The organism is Kitasatospora indigofera (assembly GCF_014655955.1).
In the GTDB taxonomy this organism is placed as follows: Bacteria; Actinomycetota; Actinomycetes; order Streptomycetales; family Streptomycetaceae; genus Kitasatospora; species Kitasatospora indigofera.
Genome location: NZ_BNBO01000001.1, coordinates 231,291 through 251,720 on the forward strand (window position 1 = coordinate 231,291; position 20,430 = coordinate 251,720).

The following is a 20,430-nucleotide window of genomic DNA, read 5'->3' on the forward strand; positions in this document are numbered from 1 at the left end:
CTTCTCGCGGGCTGGCAGAAGCTGGTCCTCGGTGTGAACGAGGTGTGTCTGTGTCAGAGCGACGCCTTCGCCAAGGGCGGCCGGGAACGATACGGGCTGACGCCTCACACTTGGCAGGACTTCGCCGCCTGCCTGCACCAGAGCGCCGACCCGTCGGTCCCCCTGTCCGCCCGCTCGGCCAGGGCGTACCTCGACATCGCCTTCTTCCACCCCTACCCGGACGGCAACGCCCGTCTGGCACTGCTGGTCCTCGCCCACGTCCTGGAGACGGAAGGAGTACGCCTGGACGAAGTGGGGCCGCTGCAGACCACCCGCTACGCGGACGACCCGGACGGCGCCCTCGACATGGCGGCCCTGGTCACCGTACTGATCCGCGCCACTCACCGTCGGGCAACCGCGCGGTGAGGGAAGGCTCCGCCGAAGCGGACAGGCGAGCACATTCAGCAGTACGTGGCTGAGACTTACCCGTGCACGCCGACAAGGGAGTCGGCGTACGCCGCCAGTGCCTTGATGAGCTGCCGGTATCTCTGTGAGGGTGAGCGGTTGGTCAGGGCTTTGACGACGCGGTGCCCCGGTCCGATGGGGTCGGGGCGGCCGATCGGGGAGAGCGGGGGCCGCCCGTCGGGTGCCAGGCGCCATTCGTTGCCGGTGGCCCTTGGTTCCTCGAAGTCTTGCCTCAGCGCGGGTGTCTGCGGTCCGGGGTGTGCGCCAGCAGGTCGGCCAGCCGGACCCGGAAGGCGTCGGGCTCCAGTTGGAGGCAGCGGTCGGCGAGGTGGAGGAGGGCCGAGCGGCGAGTCGTCGTACGCGCAGGCCAGCTCCAGCAGGCCGCACGCATCGGATCGGATCAACGCCTTCGGCGTCACCGGGTCGCCCATGCCCCCAGGACAGCACCCCTCCTCGGGCTGCCGTACCAGATCACCGAAGTTGTTCGTAGCTCACCGTGATCTGATCACTCCGCAGAGGCGTACTCGCAAGGTGGTTTGCTCCACTCGCAACCTACGGTGCTCCATCACGAACACGCGGGCGTGTCGCCCCCATGGTGTTCGATTTTGCGTTCGAATAACTCTAGGATGCTCGGAGACGCAGGGGCGCCGCCCGGGTCGCCGGAACCGAGGCCGACGGAGGCCGGCCGGTCGTTCCCTGGACCGCGCGGCGACAGCATGCCGAGGGACTGACCGTCCTGCCTTCTGCCGCCATCGAACCGGTGCCGGCGCTCGTCGCAGGCCCACCCGAACACGCCGTGGCGGCCTCGGTCGCTAGGGAGGACACAGATGCCTGACGTCGTAGGTCCGGGGGAGGAAGGGGAGCGCCCGGTCGAGCCGTCCTGGCCGGCCTGGCTCCCGGAGCTGGAGGAATGGCTGTCCGTGGCCGATGCGGACGACGGACAGCCCGGCGAGGACCCGGGCGTTCTGGAGCTGATCGGCGGGCCCCTCGACGGCGCCTTCGTCGACGCGGCGTCGCTGTGCGCCGAGGAACGCGCCCAGGGCCTCGCCCTGACCTGCCCAGGCTGCGGCTACTCCGGCGGCCGGTCCCTCTACGACCCCATTCCCGGCCGGCCCGGAGCCCTGCGCTGGTCCGGCGACATCCCCTGACCCCACACCGGCACCCCGGGAGCGGGGAGCCGCCGCAGGCGCCCGGGTCGCGCCGGGAATCGGCGCTCCGGGCCGGGGCTTTCGGCCACGGTCCTCGGGAATGGCGTGGCTACTCCCCGAGAGCAGCGCGAGCAGCCGTGAGCCGCTCCCTGGACTCGGCGATCCACTCTTCGCCCATGTCGAGCGGCACGGAAACGACGATCCGGGTGCTGGGCCCGTCGTGGACCTCGACCAGGTAGGGGTCGTGGGCGATGAACCGGAGGTAGGCCGTGCGGCCGGCGCGGGGCCAGTCGGCCTTGAATGGATCGTCGAGCGCCCCGTCCCTCTCGGCTTCCGCGGCAGCGTTCAGGAGCAGGCCCCAGTCGGTGAGGTCGTCGGAGTCGAACCCCAAGGGGACCGTGCCGTTCACGAAGTCGCTGGTGATGACCGCATCCGCCGCGTAGTAACGGACTCCGTTGCCTTCGTGAGTGGGGGCGGTCGACCGCAGGCGGACGCTGACGCTCTGGGTGAAGCAGGTCAGGCGGATCAGTTCGATCGCACCGGGCTGTGTGTTCGTGTCCATGACCCGGAAGCTACGGCAGGCGCCCCCTGGCAGTCCCCGGCGGGTGCTCCGATGGCGCCGGCTGTCGGGCTCGGGTTCGGGTGCGGCGTGTGGCGGGCCGCGGCAGCGGAGGGGCCGGGCGGCGGGCGCGGCGCCGTTGTCGTAGGGCGGGGATAGTGTCCGGCCAAGATCGAACAGATGGGGGAGTCATGGTGAGCGCCCAGGCCGGAGGCGGACGGGCCGGCCGCCCCGCGGGTGTCCGGCACAGCAGCGACGGACTGACCGACCGGCAGGCCGGGATCCTGCGGTTCGTGGAGCGGACGGTCGAGCTGCGGGGCTTCCCGCCGAGCATGCGCGAGATCGGCGAGGCCGTCGGGTTGCGTTCCGTCTCCTCGGTCTCGTACCAGGTCCTGGCGTTGGAGAAGAAGGGCCACCTGGTTCGCGACCCGCACACCCCCCGCGCCTACCGCATCAGGCGGAGCCCCTGGAACGCCGTCCCGCAGGACGGCTCGCAGGACGGCTCGAAGGGCCGGTCCGGGTCCGTGGACCTGCCGGTGCTGGGGCGGATCGCGGCCGGCGCCCCGATCGTCGCCGAACAGGAGGCCGACGACGTCTTCACCCTGCCCCGGCGCCTGGTCGGCGAAGGGGAGCTGTTCATCCTTCAGGTGCGCGGGGACTCCATGACCGGCGCGTCCATCCTGCCCGGCGACTGGGTGACGATCCGCCGCCAGGACACCGCCCGGCACGGGGACGTCGTCGCCGCCCTCCTCGACGGCGAGGCCACCGTCAAGCAACTGCGGATCACCGACGGCCGCACCTGGCTGATGCCCCGAAACCCCGCCTACGACCCGATCCCCGCCGGGCAGGCGACCATCCTCGGCAAGGTCGTCTCCCTCCTGCGCCGCCTGTAGATTGCCGCCTGCCTCAGGGGATCCGGGCCTGGCCGGAGCCGACCGGTGCCATGACCGGCCCGGTGGGGTGCCCGGTGGTTGGGCGCGGGCCCACCGGCCACCGGGGCCCCCAGCGGGCTCGGCGGCGACCGCCCCACCAGAACCCCCCCCACCAGAACCCCCCCCACCGGAACCCCGCCAGAACCCCGCCGTAGCCCACCCCCGCCTGGGCGGCCGCGCGGCCCGGGCGCTCGGTGTCGGTCCCACCGCGTTGCCGTCCGAGGCGGCGGCCCTCGCCCGGCTCGCCGGGCTCTCCCTCGGGCCGGTCGCGACGGCCCGCCTCGTGGTGCGCGCCGCGGGCGGTGGCAGGCGGTGAGCAGTACCCGCCGCATCGGACGGTCAGGACCTGGGGTGCGCGGGACTGGTCCGAGCGGGCGCCGTGCTGTGGCGGGGCAACGTGTCAGTGGGCACGCTTAGGGTCGGATCGGCCATGATTCCGAGTTGAGGGACGTGAGTGTCGTGTCGCGTGTTCGAGTGCACAACTTCAGCGTGTCGCTGGACGGGTTCGCCGCGGGGGAGGGGCAGGGGCCGGAAGCCCCGTTCGGGCATGCCGGGACTCGGCTGGTCGAGTGGTTCCTCGGGACCCGCGCCTTCAACGAGATGCACGGCCAGGCGGGCGGCGACAGCGGTGTCGACGACGCCCTCGCCTGGACCTGGGGGCCCGGGATCGGGGCGGAGATCATGGGCCGCAACAAGTTCGGTCCGCAGCGCGGCCCGTGGACCGACGAGGAGTGGAAGGGCTGGTGGGGCGACAACCCGCCGTTCCACACCCCGGTGTTCGTGCTGACGCACCACCCGCGCCCGTCCCTGGAGATGGAGGGCGGCACGGTCTTCCACTTCGTCGACGCCTCGCCGCAGGAGGCACTGCGGCAGGCGCGCGAGGCCGCGGGCGGCCTCGACGTGCGGATCGGCGGGGGAGCGGCCACGGTGAGGCAGTTCCTCGCGGCGGACCTGGTCGACCACCTCCACGTCGCCCTGGTCCCGATCGTCCTTGGCCGCGGGGAGCGGCTGTGGGACGGGCTGGAAGGGCTGGAGCAGCGGTTTCAGGTCGAGTCGGTGACGACACCCAGCGGCATCACCCATCTGACCTTCACCCGGCCGTAGCCCGGCCGTAGCGACGGATCGCAGCCTGCGGACGATCACCGGGGACGGCCCGACGGGTCCGTTCGGCGGCTTCTGCGGTGCCCCGAGGCCGGGCGGGAGGTACGGCGGATCGGACGAGGTGACTCAAGACCATGGTGCGGATCGAGGGAGGGGCGGCCCAGAAGCCCGTTCATCAGCGTCAGGCTGCCGTCCTGGCACTCTGGCGGTGGCGCGCGCCGGTCCTCGCGTTCGAGTTGGATGCGGAGTGGGGTGTGGACCGGTCCGTCCTGGAGTCGCTGTTCCGGCTGGCGGCGGCACCCGCTGGTGAACCGTCGGATCGCGCGTACCGCCGAAACATCGCCGAGCTGTGCACGGCCCCGCTCTTCACGTCCGAAGTCGACCCGGACACCGTCCAGCTCTTCCAGTTGGAGACCATCGGCAACCTGCTGACCTTCGGCGAACTGCTCGACAAGGCGGGCGTGGACGAAGCCGAGCGAGTGGTCGAAACCTCGGCCGGCCTGGCGACCTACCTCGACGCTCTCGTCGGGGGCTCCTTCCACTCCCATCCCTCGGAGGAAGCCCACCGCCGGTACCTCGCCGACCTCGCCGACCTGACGGACCGGGCGAGCGAGGGCTATTTCGCGTCGCGCCACCTCGCTGTCGTGACCGCCTGTCATGGTGCTCTCGCGGATCTGCCCGAATCCGCGGGGCTGCTCGACTCCTCCACGGGGCGCGAGTTGCTCGCACTCTGTGAGGACTTCGGCGAAGAAGTCGTCATGACGATGCGATGGCTCCGCATGACAGGTCACTAGCGTTGTGCGCCGGACGGCGAATGCGGCAGCCGTGGCGGACGGGTGACCCGAACGGAGCGCCACCCGTACCGCCCGACCAGGTTCAGTACGGGGTGGCGGGAACCGTGGGACAGGGTTCAGGTGCAGGACGGCCGCCGGGGTTCTCGTGGAGCGGGACGAGGAATCCTCGCTACCTCGCGGCACGCCCGGCTGCCGCAACCAAGATCCGCACCGGAGCGTCCCCCTGATGGACCGCAGGCACCGAAGACCGGGGGGAAGCGATGGCCGCAGCCGAACCGCACCAGCTGTGCGCGGTCACAGCACAGTCGCTCGCCCAGGTGCGGCCGACCCGGCGCCCGTACCGCCAGGTCGTCGTCCTCGGCGTGGCCGGCACACTCCCGTCGTTGACCTCGGTGACCGTCGGCAGCGCCTTCCGGCACCTCAACGCCCAGGGCGGCGAGAACGTGTTCGCGATCCTGCACCTGCTGACAACGCTCGCCGCCGTCGTACCCGCGCTCATCCTCGGTTCCCACGTCCTGCCGTCCGCCCTTCCGCGGCGCCGGCTGCTGGCACCCGGGCTGATCGCGATCGATCTCGTCGCCACCCACGGGCTGGCCCTGCTGCTGCCGTTCCGCCCCGGTCTGCTGAGCGTGCTGACGTTCGGCCTCCCGTCGTTCGTCCTGGCCGGCGTCCTGGTGCTGCGCTCACGCACCGCCGTCCGCGCGGCCGTCGCCACGGTGCTGGGCGTGCTCGTGCTCGCGCTCCCGTTGCGGACGATGCAGCAGGAGGTGGCGGTCCAGGACCTGCTGCTCGGCACCGGCATCCCCTCGCGGTCCCTGCTGCGGCCGGTCCTCTCGGCGGATGTGCAGCTCACCGGGATCAGTGGGGACGGGCATCAGGCGGTCTTCGTGTTCAGCAACCGGCTGGACCGGGACACCGGCGGACTCGGCAACGGCTTCGACAAGGCCGCCGTCGAGACGGTCTCCGCGGGCTACGGCGACCCCTGCGGCCGCCCTCTGCTGTCCGCTGACGGCGAGCACCTCACCACCGTCCGGCTCACCCCCTGCCGGCCGGAGCCGGGCGGCCTCTGGTCGGACGGAGCGAACCGGTGCGTCCTGCAGCGCGACGGCCTCACGATCACGCTGGCCGCTGCCCCCGGCCGGAGCACCCTCCACGGAGGCGGCGACGTGCGCCAGGCCATCCTGGCCACCCGTCCCGCCACCGGATCCGAACTGTCCTCCCTGGAGGGCTGGTTCCCCTCCAGCTGGCTGGGCCTCCTGCTCCTCTGACCACCTATGCCGAGGACCGGACCCGGCGGGCTCGCACCCCACCGCAGCCGGAACTCCGGCCCTCGACAGGCCCTCCGGGCGGGCGCCGGCCCCCCGCGAGCAGCCGGCGCGGCCGTGTCAGGCCGCCGCGCGGGCGGCCTTGGTACGGGCGGCGTCGAAGACGGCGGCCGGGTCCCCGTAGTAGATCCACGGGCCGGCGATCTCCCGGCCCATCCTGCGGAAAAGGTTCAGGGCCTGCGCCGGGCGGCCGTTCTCGATCAGGCCGTGGGCGATCCAGCCACTCGCCGGGGCGATGCCGGGGTGGGCAGGATCGGCGGCCGCCAGGTCGGCCAGTGCCGCGTCCAGGGCGGCCGTGTACTCGGCGGAACAATGGAGCGAGGCCGCGGACTTGTCCCGCAGGACCTGCTCCCAGTACGCACGCAACTTCAGCACCGTCAGCAGGCTGCCCGCCGGCGCTCCGGCGATCGCCGTGTCCGCGAACTCGTGCATCAACTCGGTACTGCCGTGCCACTTCTCGCACCAGTACTGGAGCGCGGCGGTGTGCGCGCCGAAGTGGTGCGGCTCACGGGCCACGATCTCCGCCCACAGGGCGCGGTAGCGCTCGTGCGACCAGCCCTGGCCCAGCGCGATCGACTGCTGCATCACCCAGGCGTTCGGGTCCCCGGCCGGGGCGAGCCGGATCGCCTCGTACGACACCTCCGCTGCCTCCTGCAGCACCTGGTGAAAGCCCATGGCCTGCTCGCGGGTCACCTGTGAGGCGTACTTCCCGGTACGGATCTCCCACGCCCGCTTGACCAGGGCACCGGTGTGCACCTGGGCGGCCTCGGGGCTGTCCGGGTGCTCCTTGCGCCACTGCCAGAGCCAGATGTCGTCGGTGGCCGCGAGGTCACCGAACGGGTTCATCCGGGCGTAGCGGGTGCTCCAGTCACCTTCACCGTCCGAGAGGTAGGCGGCAGCGGGCCGCCAGTTCCCCGCCTTGGCCGCATCCAGCGCGGCCCGTGCCGCCGGGTCGCCGGGTTCGCTGCCCACCTCGACCAGTTCGGCGCGCGGCACCAAGCCGGCTGCGGGCGCATCGCGGCCCGCGGTGGTCTTGCGTTGTTTGTTCAGCCAGAGGCCCAGCCGGAAGAGGAGGACGAGGAGGGTGATGATGGCGAGCGGGTGGGCCATGGACCTGCTTCTCTACGGAACTTCGTCGCACAGATGTGCATACGGTGAAGATCGTATCGTTCGGCCACGGAGCCCGTGAACGGGTTTTTCCGGCAGGCCGGCGGCTCGTGCGGGGCGCCGGCCGCGCCGTCGCGTACCGCGACGAGGAGCCGGTGTCCGAGTCGCAGGAGCTCCCGTCCAGCGCGGCCACGTCTCAGCGATGCGCCACTGCAATGAGGTTCTGAGCCGTCGTAGGCAGAGGCCGCTGCAGGCAAGGCGGTGACTCTGCATGATCGGTCGCCGGCGTCGTCGGCCGGACGGCGAGTGCGGCAGCAGACCTCGTCCCCGTCGATGCCCGGCTCGTCGGGGCGCCGTCGGGCGGTAGTTGGACCTGACGTCTCATCACGCTCCGGCGTTCACTCGCGCTCGCCGTTCGAATCGGCCGGCAGGGGCAATCCGGGGGTCACCTCGGCCGCCGCCCCACCGGCCGAGTCGTCCGTCATCCGGGGCTCTCCCCTTCTGCCGACCGCCGCCAGTGATTCAACCTCTGTAAGAAATCACGTCCTTGTGGTAGCGATGTTCCGTTTTTTCCTGTGACTTGTGAAGGCCCAGGTCGCGAGCATCCCGCAGAACGTAAGAGCTTTGGCGGAATCCACTGTCAGGAAGGTTTCCTGTCAGAGCCCTTGACGCGATGTCGTGCACACGCGCAGACTCCGGTCTGCCCGTTGAAGCCGTCGCCGGAACAGGTCGACCGCGCCATCGAAGACCCTTGCAGCGGGCGGTCACTGTCCTACCCGAGGAAAGGCCACCGCCATGATCAGACGCCGCCCGAGGACACCCCGGCGGACCGGGCGCCGGACGGGCACGCTGCTGCTCCGGCTCCTCGCCCTGAGCGCCGTCGTGCTGGGACTGCAAGCGGCACCGGCGCTCCCTGCCGGAGCAGCCACGACGTTCAAGGTGCTCGCCCTCTACGACGGCACGTACGACGCCGCGCACATCAGCTTCGACCGCGAGGCCAACTCCTGGTTCCCGCAGCAGGGCGCCACTCACGGCTTCACCTACACCGCCACCACCGACTGGAGCCAGCTCAACAGCGCCAACCTGGCCAAGTACCAGGTGGTGATGTTCCTCGACAACTATCCGCAGACCGCCTCCCAGCGCTCGGCGTTCCAGACGTACGTGGAGAACGGCGGCGGCTTCGTGGGCTTCCACGTCTCGGCGTTCAACACCGACAGCAGCGACTGGCCCTGGTACCACAACACGTTCCTCGGCACGGGGACCTTCCGGAGCAACACCTGGGGGCCGACGCAGGAGACCTTGCGGATCGACGACAGGACCCACCCGGCGACAGCGGGGCTCCCCGGCACCATCACCTCGTCGGTCAGCGAGTGGTACAGCTGGCAGAACGACCTGCGCAACAACCCCGCGATCGACGTCCTGGCCTCGATGGACCCCTCGACGTTCCCGATCGGCACCGACCCCAACCAGACCTGGTACAGCGGCTATTACCCGATCTCCTGGACCAACCGCAACTACCACATGGTGTACAACAACTTCGGCCACAACGCGATGAACTACGCGACGAACACGGCCCTGTCGTCGACCTTCGCCAGCGCCCAGCAGAACCAGCTCCTCCTCCAGGAGATCGCGTGGGCCGCCGGCCAGAGCGGACCGGTCACCCCGCCCCCCGGCGGTGCCACCGGCCGGATCACGGGGTACGGCGGTAAGTGCGTGGATGTGGCGGGTGCGAGTTCTGCCAACGGTGCGGCGGTGCAGTTGTACGACTGCAACGGCACCGGTGCCCAGCAGTGGACAGTCGGCACCGACGGCACGGTGAAGGCGCTGGGCAAGTGCATGGACGTGACGGCGGCGGGAGTCGCGGACGGCAGCAAGGTGCAGCTGTACGACTGCAACGGGTCCGGTGCGCAGGTGTGGCAGCACCAGGCCAACGGTCAGCTGGTCAATCCCGTGTCCGGCAAGTGCCTGGACGCCGCCGGGCCAAGTTCGGCCAACGGCACCCGACTGCAGATCTGGACGTGCTACGGCAGCGCCAACCAGCTGTGGGCCATCCCCGGCTGAGAAGCCCGGGCTGCGGCGCACCGGTCGAAGGAGCGGTGGGATGTCCGGCCGGTGCGCCGCACCAGCCCCGTCGAGCGGGCCTCCCGCTGATCATCTGAGCAGCGGTGATGCACCGACCGATCGGGGGCTCCCTGGTTGTTGAAGCCTGAGGGGAGCTGTCGGTGCCATCCGCTCGAACGCTTCAGTGCGGGGGCGATTGAGCACCCCGACGAGAGCGGAGCGGCCGGCACCACCGGCACCACCGGCACCGCATCGGCGTCTCCGCCGAACTCCACCGGGAGGGGAACCCCGTCCGGGGCGGGCCTACGGTCATGTGCGCGTCCGGCCGGAAAGGCCCTCTCGTAGAGTGACCGTCGACGCCGGCGAGAGGAAATCGGACGTGACCACAGTTGCCCAGGACGCCGAGACGGCCGGCACCGCCCGCAACACACCGGCGCGGATCAGCATCTGGGCTGCCTCGCTGGGGGCAGCTCTCATCGCGGGTGTCTTCCTGACCCCGCTGTTCTGGCTGCTGTACGGGGGGCTGTACACGTTCCTGGTGTTCGCGACCGGTTTCGTCGCGATCCCCGCCGGCCACCTCGGCCGCCGCCGGGGCAAGCGGCTGGACGGCCGTGACCGCGGCCTCGCACTGCTCGGCCTGGTGACCGGCTGGATCCTGGTCCTCTTCGGTCTGCTGCTGGTCCTGGCCTACGTCGGGCTCCTGGCAGGGCTGGCGATGTTGACCGGCTCGGCCTCCTGACCGGGGCAGTGAGCGGTAGGAAGCTGGGACAGAGTCAGGGGATGCCGGTCCGTGACCAGGCAGGTCCGAGGACGGCGGGTGGTTGACCGGGGCCGGGGGCGTCGCACAGCAGGGCGGCGGGACGGTCGCGGACACCTGCCGGGCGACCTCACGCCGCTCGCAGTCCAGGCACAGTCGCCGGTCGGCGGGGAGCGTCACTCCACCTGTGCGGTGTTCGAGCTGTCAGGGGGGAGCGCTGTGGTGTGTGGCCGTGGACGCTGCTGATCTTGACCGGCCCGCCCGGAGGAGGTCTGGGTGCATCCCGCTGTTCGCCGACCGGGCGGTGCTGCCGGGCGAAGCCGTGAGCCTCACCAGAGGTGGCGCTGACCGCTTCCGAGCTGCGGAGAAACGAGTCGCCGACCGGGTGCTCGTCATGCAGACTGCGGGGTCGACCTGAACATCCGTTGAAGGCCCGAACCACCCGAAGGACCGTCGCATGACCGAACCCGTCCAGCCCGGCACCGCGCACGCCACCGGGGGGCCGGCCGCTTTCAACCCCTGGGCGCCGCCCGCTCCCGGGGCAACGCCCGCGTCGGAACCCGCCCCAGCACCGGTTGCGGCTGCAGGTCCGGGCCCGGCGGCGGCGCCGGGCATACCGGAACAGGCTCCGGCCACTGCTCCGGCTCCGGCCACTGCTCCGGCCCCGGGTCCGGACACTTACGCGGGGGCGGGCACGGGCATGCCGTTCTGGGCGTTCCCGCAGCCCGTACCGCAGGCCCGCAACGGGCTCGGCGTGGCGGCCATGACGCTCGGTATCGTCGGCGCCGTCCTCGGACTGATGATCGTCTTCTTCTGGCTCGCCTGGCTCCCGGCGCTGCTGGCCGTCATCCTCGGTGCCGTCGCCCTGAGCCACGTCCGCAAGGGCCTGGCGAACAACCGCGGCATCGCCCTCGCGGGCGTGATCCTCGGTGCCGTCGGGCTGCTCCTCTCGGTTGCCGGCGGGGCATTCTTCGCGGTGCAGGTGTACAACCTCAGGGAGGACGAGCGCGCCGTGACGGCTGTCTCCGACGCCGAAGCGGGGCGGCAACGCGACCTGGTCGCCCGGCAGCGCGAGGAGGCGGCGCGGCAACTCGAACAGCTGGAGGCCGAGAATAAGAAGCGGGCCGCGGACGAGCAGGCCCGCAAGCTCTCCTTCGGCGGGTCCTACACGTACGAGGAGACCGGGCTGAAGGTCAGTCTGGCGGCCCCGCAACCGTTCGTCCCGGACAAGTCCGTGTCCAAGGCCCCCGAGAACACGAAGGTCGTCCTTCTCGCCGTCACCGTGGTCAACACCGGTTCGACCCCGCTCTCGCTCCGCGGGTCGCAACTGCTCTTCGTCAAGGACGCCAACGACCAGCTGCTCTTCCACCTGACCGACATCTCGGGCCGGATCAACCGGATCCCCGCCTCGCTCGACCCCGGCCAGTCGGTCACCGCCCAGGAGGTGTACGCCCTGCCCAACGGCTCGTCGGACACCATCTCGGTGCGGTTCGACCACGGTGACGCCTCGAACCGCCGCAGCGTCACCTGGGCCGGCTCCCCCGGCTGACCCGGCCGACCGGGCTCCCTCCGTCGACGGGGCGTCACAGGGCTTCCGCCTCGCGCCCGTCGACCGACAGCCCCCAGCGCGTCTTGACGGCGGTCAGGTCCGCGATGCACGTGCGGCCCGGGCCGCCCGGCGTGCTGGCGGCATTCCGGTGCGTTGCTGCAGCAGAGCGACCTCCCCCACGGCGCGTCCTCACGCAGGACCGGCTGACCTGGGTCGGGGACCACACCACCGGCCGCTTTCCCATGCTGTCGTGAGGCCACGGCGAAGCCGGGCGATTCGCGACGAGGGGCGTCGCGACCGGGCCCCGGATGCGCCACGCCTGCCGAGGTGCGAACCACCCCCGGTACGACGGCTCCGCCGAGGGCCCCGGAGCATCCGGAGTCTGTGCCGTCGGAGGGCTCCTGCCCGATGTCGCAGGTCATCGCAGTGCCACCCGAGTTTCCAGGGTTCACACCGTCAAGAAGCAACTACCACACGGATAAAGTCGTGCGCTCGACAGTCGGGAAGTTTGGCGATCGACCGCTAGGCTGAACGGCGTACGACACCTTCCCCGAATCCGGGCGACCACGTGGCGCCCGGATGGTCCGCGCGCCGGAACGGGAAAGGAGCTCCGCCTGTGAGCTTTCAGAACGGCGAGCCGGCGGAGCACGGTGACGATGATCAGCAGGCTGGTCACGTTGCGGGGGTGGTTCACGACCTCACGGAAGTGGCCAAGGCCAACGCCGAGGCGGAGAAGCTGCGCGACAAGCACGGCTTCGTCCTCGGTCTGGTGAAGGCTGTCCTGGGGTTCGCCGGGGACATCCTCCGCTGACGGCGAGAGCAGCCTGCAGCTGAGTTGGCGCTCAGCTACAGGCCGTCGTCATCGTGTTCGGGCCGTCACCCAATGCCTTGGCCAGGTGGGGGGTGGCGGCCGCTCGCATGTGCCGACCCCCGTGATCACTGCGGGCGCGTCAGCTGAGGGGCCAACCGGACCGAGAGACTTGTGCTTGTCGGTGATGGTTCAGCCCAACAACCACAGGCTAACAGCGGATCATGGAGCAGGTTGCCAAACTCGGAGAACTGGGCGGGACCCATCTTCGAGAGTCGCGGCAGGGACTGTGGTCCCGCGCCGGCCGCTTCGCAGTAGTCGGCGAGGTCATTCCCGGGGATCTTGACCGCTGGCAGCGGCGTAGGCAGCCGGCGCCTCGGAGGAATCCGGCGAATCGGCACGGTCGCCGGCCGCCCACCAGCACCACCGGCGAGCTGTACGAGCGTTGCCTGGCCCGCCGGAACTCCGGCTCAGCTGCGGGGCGACCCCGCGTCGTCGTAGTGTCGCCGGGCCCACTCGACCCGTTCGAGGTTGGCGGTGCCCCACTCGGCGAGGTGGGCGAAGAGGGGGGCGAGACCGCGGCCGAGCTCGCTGATCTCGTATTCGACGCGCGGTGGCACCTCGGGGTGGTAGGTGCGGACGACCAGGCCGTCACGCTCCAGCCGGCGCAGGCGCTGGGTGAGCACCTTGGGGCTGATGCTGTCGATGCGCCGCTGCAACTCGACGAAGCGCCGGCGGCCGAAGGTGTGCAGCGACCACCCCGGCAGCAGGCCGAGGCGATCGGCGTTGCCCTCGTCGAGCCGGTGCGGTTCGTGGAGCTGACCAGGGAGCAGGCACAAGCGCGGATGGCCGCGTTCATGCCGGAGCCGATCGTGGAGACCACGCTGGCCGTCCTCGGCGAGCCCGACGCTGCCGAGCTGCGGCTCAGCCCGGACGTGGACCGGGTACTCGGCCGCGCGCCCCGTCCCTTCGCCGACTGGGCCCGCCGTAACGTCGAAGCCTTCCGCTGAGAAGCGACGAGTCCCGGGGGAGGGGAGGGGAGGGCGAGGGGAGCCCCGGGGCCACGAGGCCCCACGCCGCCGGTGCACCCCAAGGCGGTCGCAACGGTTCGCGCCCCGTCACATCGACTTGCCCGGCCGGTGGTCGTTCCCGCCGGCTCAGCCGGCCGGGGCGCCGGCCGTGATGCCGGTGAGGATCAGGCCGATGCCGGTGAGGAACTGCTCGCGGTCCTCGTGCTCGCGCATCTGATCGGCGATGTCGTGGAGGAACGGGTAGTCGTCGGGGTCCAGGTCCTGCCACGCCCTGGACGCGGCGTCGAGGAATTCCGAGCGTTCGGCGGCCGTCTCCGGGAACGGGCCGCCGTCGGTGCCGTCCGGGGTCTGGGCGTTCTGGGCGGTGGCGCCGAGGATGTAGTGGACCAGGGTCGAGGTCGTGGCGAACCAGTCCCGGCGCGGTACGTCCAGCGCACGCACCTGGCGGCCGATGCTCTCGAAGATTCGGGGCGTGACCGCTCCCCACGGGCTGCGGGTGAGTTGTGCGGCGAGCTGCGCCGCGAGCCAGGGGTGTTCGAGCACGGCGTCGAAGAGGCCCAGGGCCACGGCCCGGATCGCGTCCTCGGGCGAGCCGGTGGAGTCGGGGGTCTGCGGAGCGTCGGGGGGCCGCGGAGCGTCGGGGTTCTGCGGGGAAACGGTGGAGGTGCGCAGCGGAGGCAGGGCGGCGGCGACGACGGTGGCGGTCGCGGCCTGCAGCAACTCGCCCATGTTGCCCACGTGGTGGTAGATCGCCCCGGACCCGGTCGACAGTCTCTCGGCGAGCGCCCGCACCGTCAGGCCCCCCTCTCCTTCCGTGTCCAGGAGTTCGACGGCCGCCTCGACGATGCGCTCGCGGGAGAGGACCTGCCGGCGCCGTTGTGACTGGCGTGTCTGTGTGCCCATGCCCTCATCCTCCCAGGTTTGGAGCGATGCTCCAAAGTGGAGTACCGTTCCAATATTGGAGCGCTGCTCCAAAGCTGCTGCCCGGCTCCACCGGACACCCCTGGTCCGGAAGGCCCCGGGCAGGGCAGCGATGCGAACTGGAGGAGGTTCCACATGTACGACGTGGTGATCGTGGGGGCCGGCCCGGTGGGCCTGTTCCTCGCCGCCGAGCTCGCGCTGGCCGACCGCTCGGTCCTGGTGCTGGAGCGGGACCAGCAGCCGACCTCGCCGTTGAAGGCGCTCCCGCTGGGCATGCGGGGCCTGAACGCCGGATCCGTCGAGGCGTTCTACCGCCGCGGCCTGCTGCCCGAGCTGCTGGAGGCCTCAGGAGTCGACGCGGCGCGGGTGGGAGCGGACCGCGACGCGCGGAGGTCGGCCGCCCCGCGCGACGTGAGCCACTTCGCGGGCATGCCTCTCGACGCGGCCGCCATCGACGCCTCCGCCTTCTCGCTCCGGCTGCCCGGACCGGCGATGGAGGGCATCATGACCAGCCTCGACGCGGTCGGTGCGGTGCTGGCGGCGCGGGCGAGCGGGCTCGGTGCGCAGATCCTGCGGGGTGCCGCGCCGGAATCCGTCACCGAGGACGGCGACGGCGTCGTCGTCCGGGCCGGCGGGCGCGACCACCGGGCGCGCTGGCTCGTGGGCTGCGACGGCGGGCGCAGCACGGTGCGCCGACTGGCCGGCTTCGACTTCGTCGGCACACCGCCGATGTTCACCGGCTACGTCGCCCGCGTCACCTTCGACGACCCGCAGAAGCTGGACCTCGGCTTCCACCTGACGTCGACCGGCATGTACCTGCGCACCCCCTTCGAAGGGCACCTGGGCATGATGGACTTCGACGGCGGCGCCTTCGACCGCTCGCAGCCACTGACCCGCGAACACCTCCAGACGGTCCTGCGCCGGATCTCCGGCACCGATGTCGCGCTGAACGAGGTCCACCTCGCCTCCAGCTTCACCGACCGCGCCATGCAGGCCACGACCTACCGCAAGGGCCGCGTCCTGCTGGCCGGCGACGCCGCCCACATCCACTCCCCGCTCGGCGGCCAGGGGCTCAACCTCGGCATCGGCGACGCCGTGAACCTCGGATGGAAGCTCGCCGCCACCCTCGGCGGGACCGCCCCCGAGGGCCTGCTCGACACCTACACAGCCGAACGCCACCCCGTCGGTGCCATGATCCTCGACTGGTCCCGGGCCCAGGTGGCCACGATGAACCCCGGCCCGAACGCCCCGGCCCTGCGCAAGCTGCTCCGCGACCTGCTCGACACCCCCGACGGCACCACCCACGTCTTCCGCAGCACCTCGGGGCTGTCCCACCGCTACGACCTGGGCGACGACCAGCCGCTCGTCGGCCGGACCGCCCCGGACTTCCGCTTCCGCGACGGCACCCGCCTGGGCGACCTGCTCTGCGAGGGGCGGGGCGTCGCACTCGACTTCACCGAGGACCGGCGGTTGCGCGGTGCGGCCGGAAGCTGGAAGGGCCTGATCCGCTACGCGGCCGGGCCGGTGGCCGACGACCTCGGATTCGGAGCCCTGCTGGTCCGGCCCGACGGCATCGTCGCCTGGGCCGACGGCCACCACCCCGGCCCCGGGGGATTTCGGCAGGCCGCCGCCCGCTGGTTCGGCGCACCGACCTCCTGACGGCGCGCGGGTGCCGGTCGTGGGACCGGTCCGGCTGTGGGTGCGGGCCGTCCGTCGGTACGGGCCGTCCGTCCGTCGGTGCGGGCCGGCCCGGGCGTCGGGCCGGCGGTGACGGCCGGACGCGGTGAACTCTCCGGGAGCGGGTAGCAGAGCGCAGTCACCGTCTTCGTCCGGCCCGCACCCACGGCCGGACCCGACCGCCCCGGAGGGGACCACGTGCTGTCCGAGCCCGCCGCCCGCATCGAACCGGCCCCCGCGAAGGCCCCTGTCCGCACCCTCGCGCCCAGGTCCGGGCCCGGCCGCACCACCGATCCCGGCCGCACCACCGATCCCGGCCCCACCACCGCTCCCGTCCCCGTGGGCGAGTCTGCCGAGGACCTCGCAGCCCGCAAGCAGGCGCTGCGCCGGCGCCTGGAACGGCTGATCGGCATCGCCGCGACCGAGGGCAACTCCCTGCTGCCGCTGCGCAACGGGGACGAGATATTCCCGGCGATGCTGCGAGCCGTCGAGGCGGCCCGCCACACCGTGGACATGACCACCTTCGTCTACTGGCGCGGGGACATCGCCCACCGGTTCGCCCACGCGCTCGCGGACAAGGCCCGCGAAGGCGTCCGGGTGCGCCTGCTCCTCGACGGCTTCGGCAGCCGGCTGATCGAGCGGGAACTGCTGGACCTGATGGAGTCCGCCGGCGTCCAGGTCGCCTGGTTCCGCCGGCCGGTCCGGCTCTCACCGCTGAAGCAGAACCACCGCTGCCACCGCAAGGTGCTGGTCGTGGACGCCCGGACGGCGTTCACCGGCGGCGTGGGCATCGCCCAGGAGTGGTGCGGCGACGCCCGCAACCCGGACGAATGGCGCGACACCCACGTCCAGGTGCGGGGCCCGGCCGTGGACGGAATCGCCGCGGCCTTCGCCCAGAACTGGGCCGAGTGCCGAGAGGACGCGCTCTACGACGGGGCGGACCGCTTCGAGGACCACGCCCAGCCCGGCTCGTCCGTCGTCCAGGTGGTCCGCGGGTCCGCCACCGTCGGATGGCAGGACCTGCAGACGCTGATGCGGGTGGTCATCTCCTCCGCCGAGCGGCGGCTGCGCCTGGCCACCGCCTACTTCGCCCCCGACCGCTACTTCGTCGACCTGTTGTGCGCCGCGGCCCGGCGGGGCGTGGAGGTGGAACTGCTGCTGCCCGGCCCGCACACCGACAAGCGGGTCTGCCGGCTGGCGGGGGCCCGCTTCTTCGAGGAGCTCACCGCCGCCGGGGTGACGGTCTGGCAGTTCCAGCCGACCATGATGCACGCCAAGGTGCTGACCGTGGACGGCATCGCCACCCTGGTCGGGTCGAGCAACTTCAACCGCCGCTCCCTCGACCACGACGAGGAGGTGATGCTCGCCGTGATCGACGAGGACTTCACCGCCCGGCTGGACCAGCACTTCGACGAGGACGTCACGCGCAGCGAGCGGATCGACCCCGCCCGCTGGCGCGCCCGCGGTGTCCGATCGCGGGCCCTGGAGGCGGCGACCGCCCCCATCCGGCACTTCCTCTGATCCTCCGGTTCTCGTGCCCTGTCAGGGGGACGGCCCCAGCAGGGCCGTCCCCCCGCCGTGCCCCCGCCGTGCCCCCGCCGTGCCCCCGCCGTGCCCCCGCGGTTCCCTGCGGTCCCCCGCCGTGCCCGGCGGCCCGGGCACGCACGTCCTCCTGTGTCGCGATCCCTCCGCGCCGCCGCGCCGAGGATTGATTCAGGGACAGCCAGGGACAGGCCCTACAGCAGGGGCCCGGTCAGCGGCAGGACCGCCTGGCAGGGGATGGCCCGGGGGTGGGCCGGGTCGAGCGCGTTCAGGACGTCCGTCAGTGCGATCGGGTCGTAGGCCAGCTCCAGGTGGTCGGTGGCGTCCAGCAGGCACTGGTCCTGGACGGTGATGTTGGTGACGTTCGGCCCGCTGAGGAACGCGGAGGTGTACGGGGTGACCACCTCGTCGAACCTCGTCGCGATCACCGTGTACGTCACCCCGGGGACGGTGTCGCCGCCCGCGCCCAGGGCGGTGAGGAACGGTGAGCCCTGCTCCTGCTGCACGCAGGCGGCGCAGCCGCCGGTGAGGAACCGGTTCGCCGGCTCCAGCAGGGCGAGCCGCCGGCCGAGTTCGGTGATGCCGTCGAGGGTGGTGCCGTGGTTGCTCGGCCCCAGACCGATCAGCTTGCCGACCTTCGCGGCGCCACCGAGGTTCTTCAGGTAGTGGCGTGCCAGCATCCCGCCCTGCGAGTGCCCGACGATGTCGACCTCGGCGGCGCCGGTGGCGGCCCGCACCTGGTCCACGAAGCCGGCCAGGACGGCCGCGCCCTCCTCGATCGGGCCCGTCCCCTGGACCGCCGCGTCCGGCGCGGAGCCCCCGTAGTTGAACGCGAAGACGCAGTACCCGTTGTTCGCGAGCAGCGGCGAGGCCCCGCCCCAGTTGTCGCGCATGTTCTCGAACGTCCCGTGCACCAGCACCACCGGCTCCGGGTGGGCCGAACTCGGCTTGCAGGACCAGTCGTTCGAACCGGCCGGTGCCCGGGTGGGCTCCGGGAAGCCGGTGACGAAGCCCTGGGCGAAGTGGTACTCGACCGGGCGGGTCGTCGCGGCCGCCGAGGCCTGGGCGCCGGCCGTCGTGAGGGCCAGCGCGGCGGCCGCGGCAGCCGTGATCAGGCGGAAGGTGAAGCGCTTCATTTCCGGTACGTCCCTGTCTCTCGAATCCGGTCCGGGCGGCGGGGGAGCGGGGATGGAAATTCCCGGGCCGGGTCGTCGTCGGCGCGCCGGGATTCGGCGTCGCCGGGAGATCGGATGGTGACGTTACGGACGCGCGTCGGGAGCGTCAACGGATTCGCTGCCGCCACGCCGAATACCGTACCGGGATGTCAGGTCCCGATTGTCCGGCCCGCCGCTACCTGTCATCCGGGTGAGTGAAACAACCCCTCCCGGTCCGCTTGTGCCCGCCCGGCGGTATCGTTCTCGAAACAGAGAGGAATCGGCTTGACCGCGCCCTGGACCGCCCTGCCGCGCAGTTTCTCCACCGAGATGCGAAAGGATCTCGGGCCGGCCGCGGCGGAGATCATCCGCGAGATCCGGCTGAACGTCCCGGAGTTCGGCGGGCCGTTGGCCGGGCCGTTCGGGGTCGGCATCCAGCAGGGGGTGGAGAAGGCGCTGGGCGACTTCGTCGACCTCGTCGAAGGGGTGGAGCCGCCCACCGTGGAGCGGCTGCGCGCCTACCGGGCGCTCGGGCGCGGCGAGCTGGCCGAGGGCCGCACCCCCGACGCCCTGCAGGCGGCCTACCGGCTGGGTGCCCAGGTGGCCTGGCGGCGGATCGCGCTGACCGCCCGCCGCACCGGGGTCGGCCCCGGACTGATGGCCTCGCTCGCCGAGGCCCTGTTCGCGCACATCAACGAGATCGCCGCCGCCTCCCTGCAGGGGTACGCCGACGCCAGGTCCGACAGCGGCGGGCCGCTGGGCCGGCGCAGGCAGCACCTGCTCGGACTGCTCGCGGCCGGAGCCCCGGCCGCGGTCGTGGAGGCCGCCGCGGCCGACGCCCGCTGGCCGATACCGCGCAGCGTCGCCTTCGTGGTGCTCTCACCGGCCGAGGGGCGGCCCGACGCCAGGCGGGGGCTGCCCGACCTCGCCCTGGTCGACCTCGACCCGGCCGATCCGCACCTGCTGCTGCCCGAGCCCGCGCTCTACCGGCAGGACCCGCAGGTCCGGCGGCTGCTGCACCGCCGCGGCGCGGTGATCGGCCCGAGCGTCCCGCCGGCGATGGCCGCCGACTCGCTGCGCTGGGCCCGGCAGCTCCGAGAGCGCCTGCCCGACCCGTACGCGGCCGAGCCGGTCGACTGCGACGCGGCGCTGCCCCGTCTGCTCCTGAACGCCGACGAGCCGCTCGTCCGGCTGATCGCACGGCGCCGGCTCGCCCCGCTGGACGGGCTCACGCCCAAGCAGACCGGCCGGCTGTCGTCCACGCTGCTGGCCCTGCTGCAGTCCGGCTCCGGCAGCGCCCCCGAGGTCGCGGCCCGGCTCGGCATCCACCCGCAGACCGCCCGCCAGCGAATTCACCGCCTCCAGGATCTCTTCGGCTCGGCGCTGTCCGATCCGGACGCACGCTTCGAGCTGGAAGTCGCCCTGCGCAGTCGCCTGGTTCCCTGAACGGCCGGGGCGGCGCCCCGCCGCCATCGGCGCAGGAGTGCCCGCCGCGCCGAAACCGGTAGCAAAACTCGGCG

At 72.0% G+C, this 20,430-nt stretch carries 19 protein-coding genes and 1 pseudogene; 14 read left to right on the plus strand and 6 right to left on the minus strand.

The annotated features are described in order from the left end of the window. Positions 1 to 33 precede the first annotated feature (33 nt). Complete coding sequence (locus IE329_RS40180; protein WP_229927069.1) at positions 34 to 405, plus strand: Fic family protein; 372 nt, start codon at positions 34 to 36, stop codon at positions 403 to 405. Between the two features lie 271 nt (positions 406 to 676). On the opposite strand, the gene IE329_RS01055 is transcribed toward IE329_RS40180, so the two are convergent. Continuing rightward, the gene (locus IE329_RS01055) at positions 677 to 835 is read right to left on the minus strand and encodes a hypothetical protein (RefSeq protein ID WP_190208804.1); all 159 of its coding nucleotides are present in this window, start codon (positions 833 to 835) and stop codon (positions 677 to 679) included. Positions 836 to 1,271: 436 nt separating this feature from the next. On the opposite strand from IE329_RS01055, the gene IE329_RS01060 reads away from it, so the two are divergent. Beyond that, entirely contained in the window at positions 1,272 to 1,592 is a 321-nt protein-coding gene (locus IE329_RS01060) for a hypothetical protein (protein WP_190208805.1), read from the plus strand. A gap of 109 nt (positions 1,593 to 1,701) precedes the next feature. Here IE329_RS01060 and IE329_RS01065 read toward each other — a convergent pair whose 3' ends face one another. Continuing rightward, positions 1,702 to 2,154, minus strand: coding sequence for a DUF5959 family protein (locus IE329_RS01065; RefSeq protein ID WP_190208806.1), 453 nt, complete (start codon positions 2,152 to 2,154; stop codon positions 1,702 to 1,704). A gap of 188 nt (positions 2,155 to 2,342) precedes the next feature. Here IE329_RS01065 and lexA point away from each other — a divergent pair, with 188 nt between their 5' ends. From lexA to IE329_RS01085, 4 genes are all read left to right on the plus strand, one after another. Next, positions 2,343 to 3,044: a transcriptional repressor LexA gene (gene lexA / locus IE329_RS01070; RefSeq protein ID WP_190208807.1), complete on the plus strand. Its 702-nt coding sequence runs from the start codon at positions 2,343 to 2,345 to the stop codon at positions 3,042 to 3,044. 498 nt (positions 3,045 to 3,542) lie between these two features. After that, positions 3,543 to 4,187, plus strand: a complete 645-nt coding sequence (locus IE329_RS01075; protein WP_190208808.1) for a dihydrofolate reductase family protein — start codon at positions 3,543 to 3,545, stop codon at positions 4,185 to 4,187. 131 nt (positions 4,188 to 4,318) lie between these two features. Next, entirely contained in the window at positions 4,319 to 4,978 is a 660-nt protein-coding gene (locus IE329_RS01080; protein WP_190208809.1) for a hypothetical protein, read from the plus strand. 260 nt (positions 4,979 to 5,238) lie between these two features. Continuing rightward, the gene (locus IE329_RS01085) at positions 5,239 to 6,246 is read left to right on the plus strand and encodes a hypothetical protein (protein WP_190208810.1); all 1,008 of its coding nucleotides are present in this window, start codon (positions 5,239 to 5,241) and stop codon (positions 6,244 to 6,246) included. Positions 6,247 to 6,363: 117 nt separating this feature from the next. Here IE329_RS01085 and IE329_RS01090 read toward each other — a convergent pair whose 3' ends face one another. Then, on the minus strand, positions 6,364 to 7,413 hold the full coding sequence (locus IE329_RS01090) for a DUF4034 domain-containing protein (protein WP_190208811.1): 1,050 nt from the start codon (positions 7,411 to 7,413) through the stop codon (positions 6,364 to 6,366). A gap of 792 nt (positions 7,414 to 8,205) precedes the next feature. On the opposite strand from IE329_RS01090, the gene IE329_RS01095 reads away from it, so the two are divergent. From IE329_RS01095 to IE329_RS01110, 4 genes are all read left to right on the plus strand, one after another. Beyond that, positions 8,206 to 9,471 (plus strand): ThuA domain-containing protein, encoded by a 1,266-nt coding sequence (locus tag IE329_RS01095; protein ID WP_190208812.1) that lies wholly within the window; start codon positions 8,206 to 8,208, stop codon positions 9,469 to 9,471. A gap of 379 nt (positions 9,472 to 9,850) precedes the next feature. Beyond that, entirely contained in the window at positions 9,851 to 10,210 is a 360-nt protein-coding gene (locus IE329_RS01100) for a DUF4190 domain-containing protein (RefSeq protein WP_190208813.1), read from the plus strand. Between the two features lie 718 nt (positions 10,211 to 10,928). Beyond that, positions 10,929 to 11,777 (plus strand): DUF4190 domain-containing protein, encoded by an 849-nt coding sequence (locus IE329_RS01105; RefSeq protein ID WP_190208814.1) that lies wholly within the window; start codon positions 10,929 to 10,931, stop codon positions 11,775 to 11,777. A gap of 616 nt (positions 11,778 to 12,393) precedes the next feature. Next, positions 12,394 to 12,588, plus strand: a complete 195-nt coding sequence (locus IE329_RS01110; protein ID WP_190208815.1) for a hypothetical protein — start codon at positions 12,394 to 12,396, stop codon at positions 12,586 to 12,588. Between the two features lie 467 nt (positions 12,589 to 13,055). Here the strand turns inward: IE329_RS01110 and IE329_RS01115 are convergent, their stop codons facing one another. Then, positions 13,056 to 13,424: a winged helix-turn-helix transcriptional regulator gene (locus IE329_RS01115; RefSeq protein ID WP_190208816.1), complete on the minus strand. Its 369-nt coding sequence runs from the start codon at positions 13,422 to 13,424 to the stop codon at positions 13,056 to 13,058. Between IE329_RS01115 and IE329_RS01120 the strand changes: the two are divergent. Further along, positions 13,344 to 13,595, plus strand: a pseudogene (locus tag IE329_RS01120) (NmrA family transcriptional regulator); the annotation flags it as partial. The gene IE329_RS01115 and the pseudogene IE329_RS01120 sit on opposite strands and share 81 nt — an antisense overlap. 147 nt (positions 13,596 to 13,742) lie before the next feature. Here IE329_RS01120 and IE329_RS01125 read toward each other — a convergent pair. Beyond that, a complete protein-coding gene (locus IE329_RS01125; RefSeq protein ID WP_190208817.1) occupies positions 13,743 to 14,519 on the minus strand; it encodes a TetR/AcrR family transcriptional regulator in 777 nt (258 codons plus the stop codon). Positions 14,520 to 14,672: 153 nt separating this feature from the next. Between IE329_RS01125 and IE329_RS01130 the strand changes: the two genes are divergently transcribed. Both IE329_RS01130 and IE329_RS01135 read left to right on the plus strand, forming a co-directional pair. Continuing rightward, complete coding sequence (locus tag IE329_RS01130) at positions 14,673 to 16,196, plus strand: FAD-dependent monooxygenase (protein ID WP_190208818.1); 1,524 nt, start codon at positions 14,673 to 14,675, stop codon at positions 16,194 to 16,196. 357 nt (positions 16,197 to 16,553) lie between these two features. Further along, entirely contained in the window at positions 16,554 to 17,735 is a 1,182-nt protein-coding gene (locus tag IE329_RS01135; protein ID WP_190209010.1) for a phospholipase D-like domain-containing protein, read from the plus strand. Positions 17,736 to 17,950: 215 nt separating this feature from the next. Here IE329_RS01135 and IE329_RS01140 read toward each other — a convergent pair whose 3' ends face one another. Beyond that, entirely contained in the window at positions 17,951 to 18,892 is a 942-nt protein-coding gene (locus IE329_RS01140; protein WP_190208819.1) for an esterase/lipase family protein, read from the minus strand. Between the two features lie 303 nt (positions 18,893 to 19,195). On the opposite strand from IE329_RS01140, the gene IE329_RS01145 reads away from it, so the two are divergent. Beyond that, positions 19,196 to 20,356: a helix-turn-helix domain-containing protein gene (locus IE329_RS01145; RefSeq protein WP_190208820.1), complete on the plus strand. Its 1,161-nt coding sequence runs from the start codon at positions 19,196 to 19,198 to the stop codon at positions 20,354 to 20,356. Positions 20,357 to 20,430 lie beyond the last annotated feature (74 nt).

Bases quoted from the DNA above. Each gene is read 5' to 3' on its own strand.
- IE329_RS01130 (WP_190208818.1), top strand. From the start codon at position 14,673: ATGTACGACGTGGTGATCGTGGGGGCCGGCCCGGTGGGCCTGTTCCTC.
- IE329_RS01105 (WP_190208814.1), top strand. From the start codon at position 10,929: ATGCCGTTCTGGGCGTTCCCGCAGCCCGTACCGCAGGCCCGCAACGGG.
- IE329_RS01090 (WP_190208811.1), bottom strand. From the start codon at position 7,413: ATGGCCCACCCGCTCGCCATCATCACCCTCCTCGTCCTCCTCTTCCGG.
- IE329_RS01055 (WP_190208804.1), bottom strand. From the start codon at position 835: ATGCGTGCGGCCTGCTGGAGCTGGCCTGCGCGTACGACGACTCGCCGC.
- IE329_RS01060 (WP_190208805.1), top strand. From the start codon at position 1,272: ATGCCTGACGTCGTAGGTCCGGGGGAGGAAGGGGAGCGCCCGGTCGAG.
- IE329_RS01095 (WP_190208812.1), top strand. From the start codon at position 8,206: ATGATCAGACGCCGCCCGAGGACACCCCGGCGGACCGGGCGCCGGACG.
- IE329_RS01065 (WP_190208806.1), bottom strand. From the start codon at position 2,154: ATGGACACGAACACACAGCCCGGTGCGATCGAACTGATCCGCCTGACC.
- IE329_RS01125 (WP_190208817.1), bottom strand. From the start codon at position 14,519: ATGGGCACACAGACACGCCAGTCACAACGGCGCCGGCAGGTCCTCTCC.
- lexA (WP_190208807.1), top strand. From the start codon at position 2,343: ATGGTGAGCGCCCAGGCCGGAGGCGGACGGGCCGGCCGCCCCGCGGGT.
- IE329_RS01140 (WP_190208819.1), bottom strand. From the start codon at position 18,892: ATGAAGCGCTTCACCTTCCGCCTGATCACGGCTGCCGCGGCCGCCGCG.
- IE329_RS01085 (WP_190208810.1), top strand. From the start codon at position 5,239: ATGGCCGCAGCCGAACCGCACCAGCTGTGCGCGGTCACAGCACAGTCG.
- IE329_RS01080 (WP_190208809.1), top strand. From the start codon at position 4,319: ATGGTGCGGATCGAGGGAGGGGCGGCCCAGAAGCCCGTTCATCAGCGT.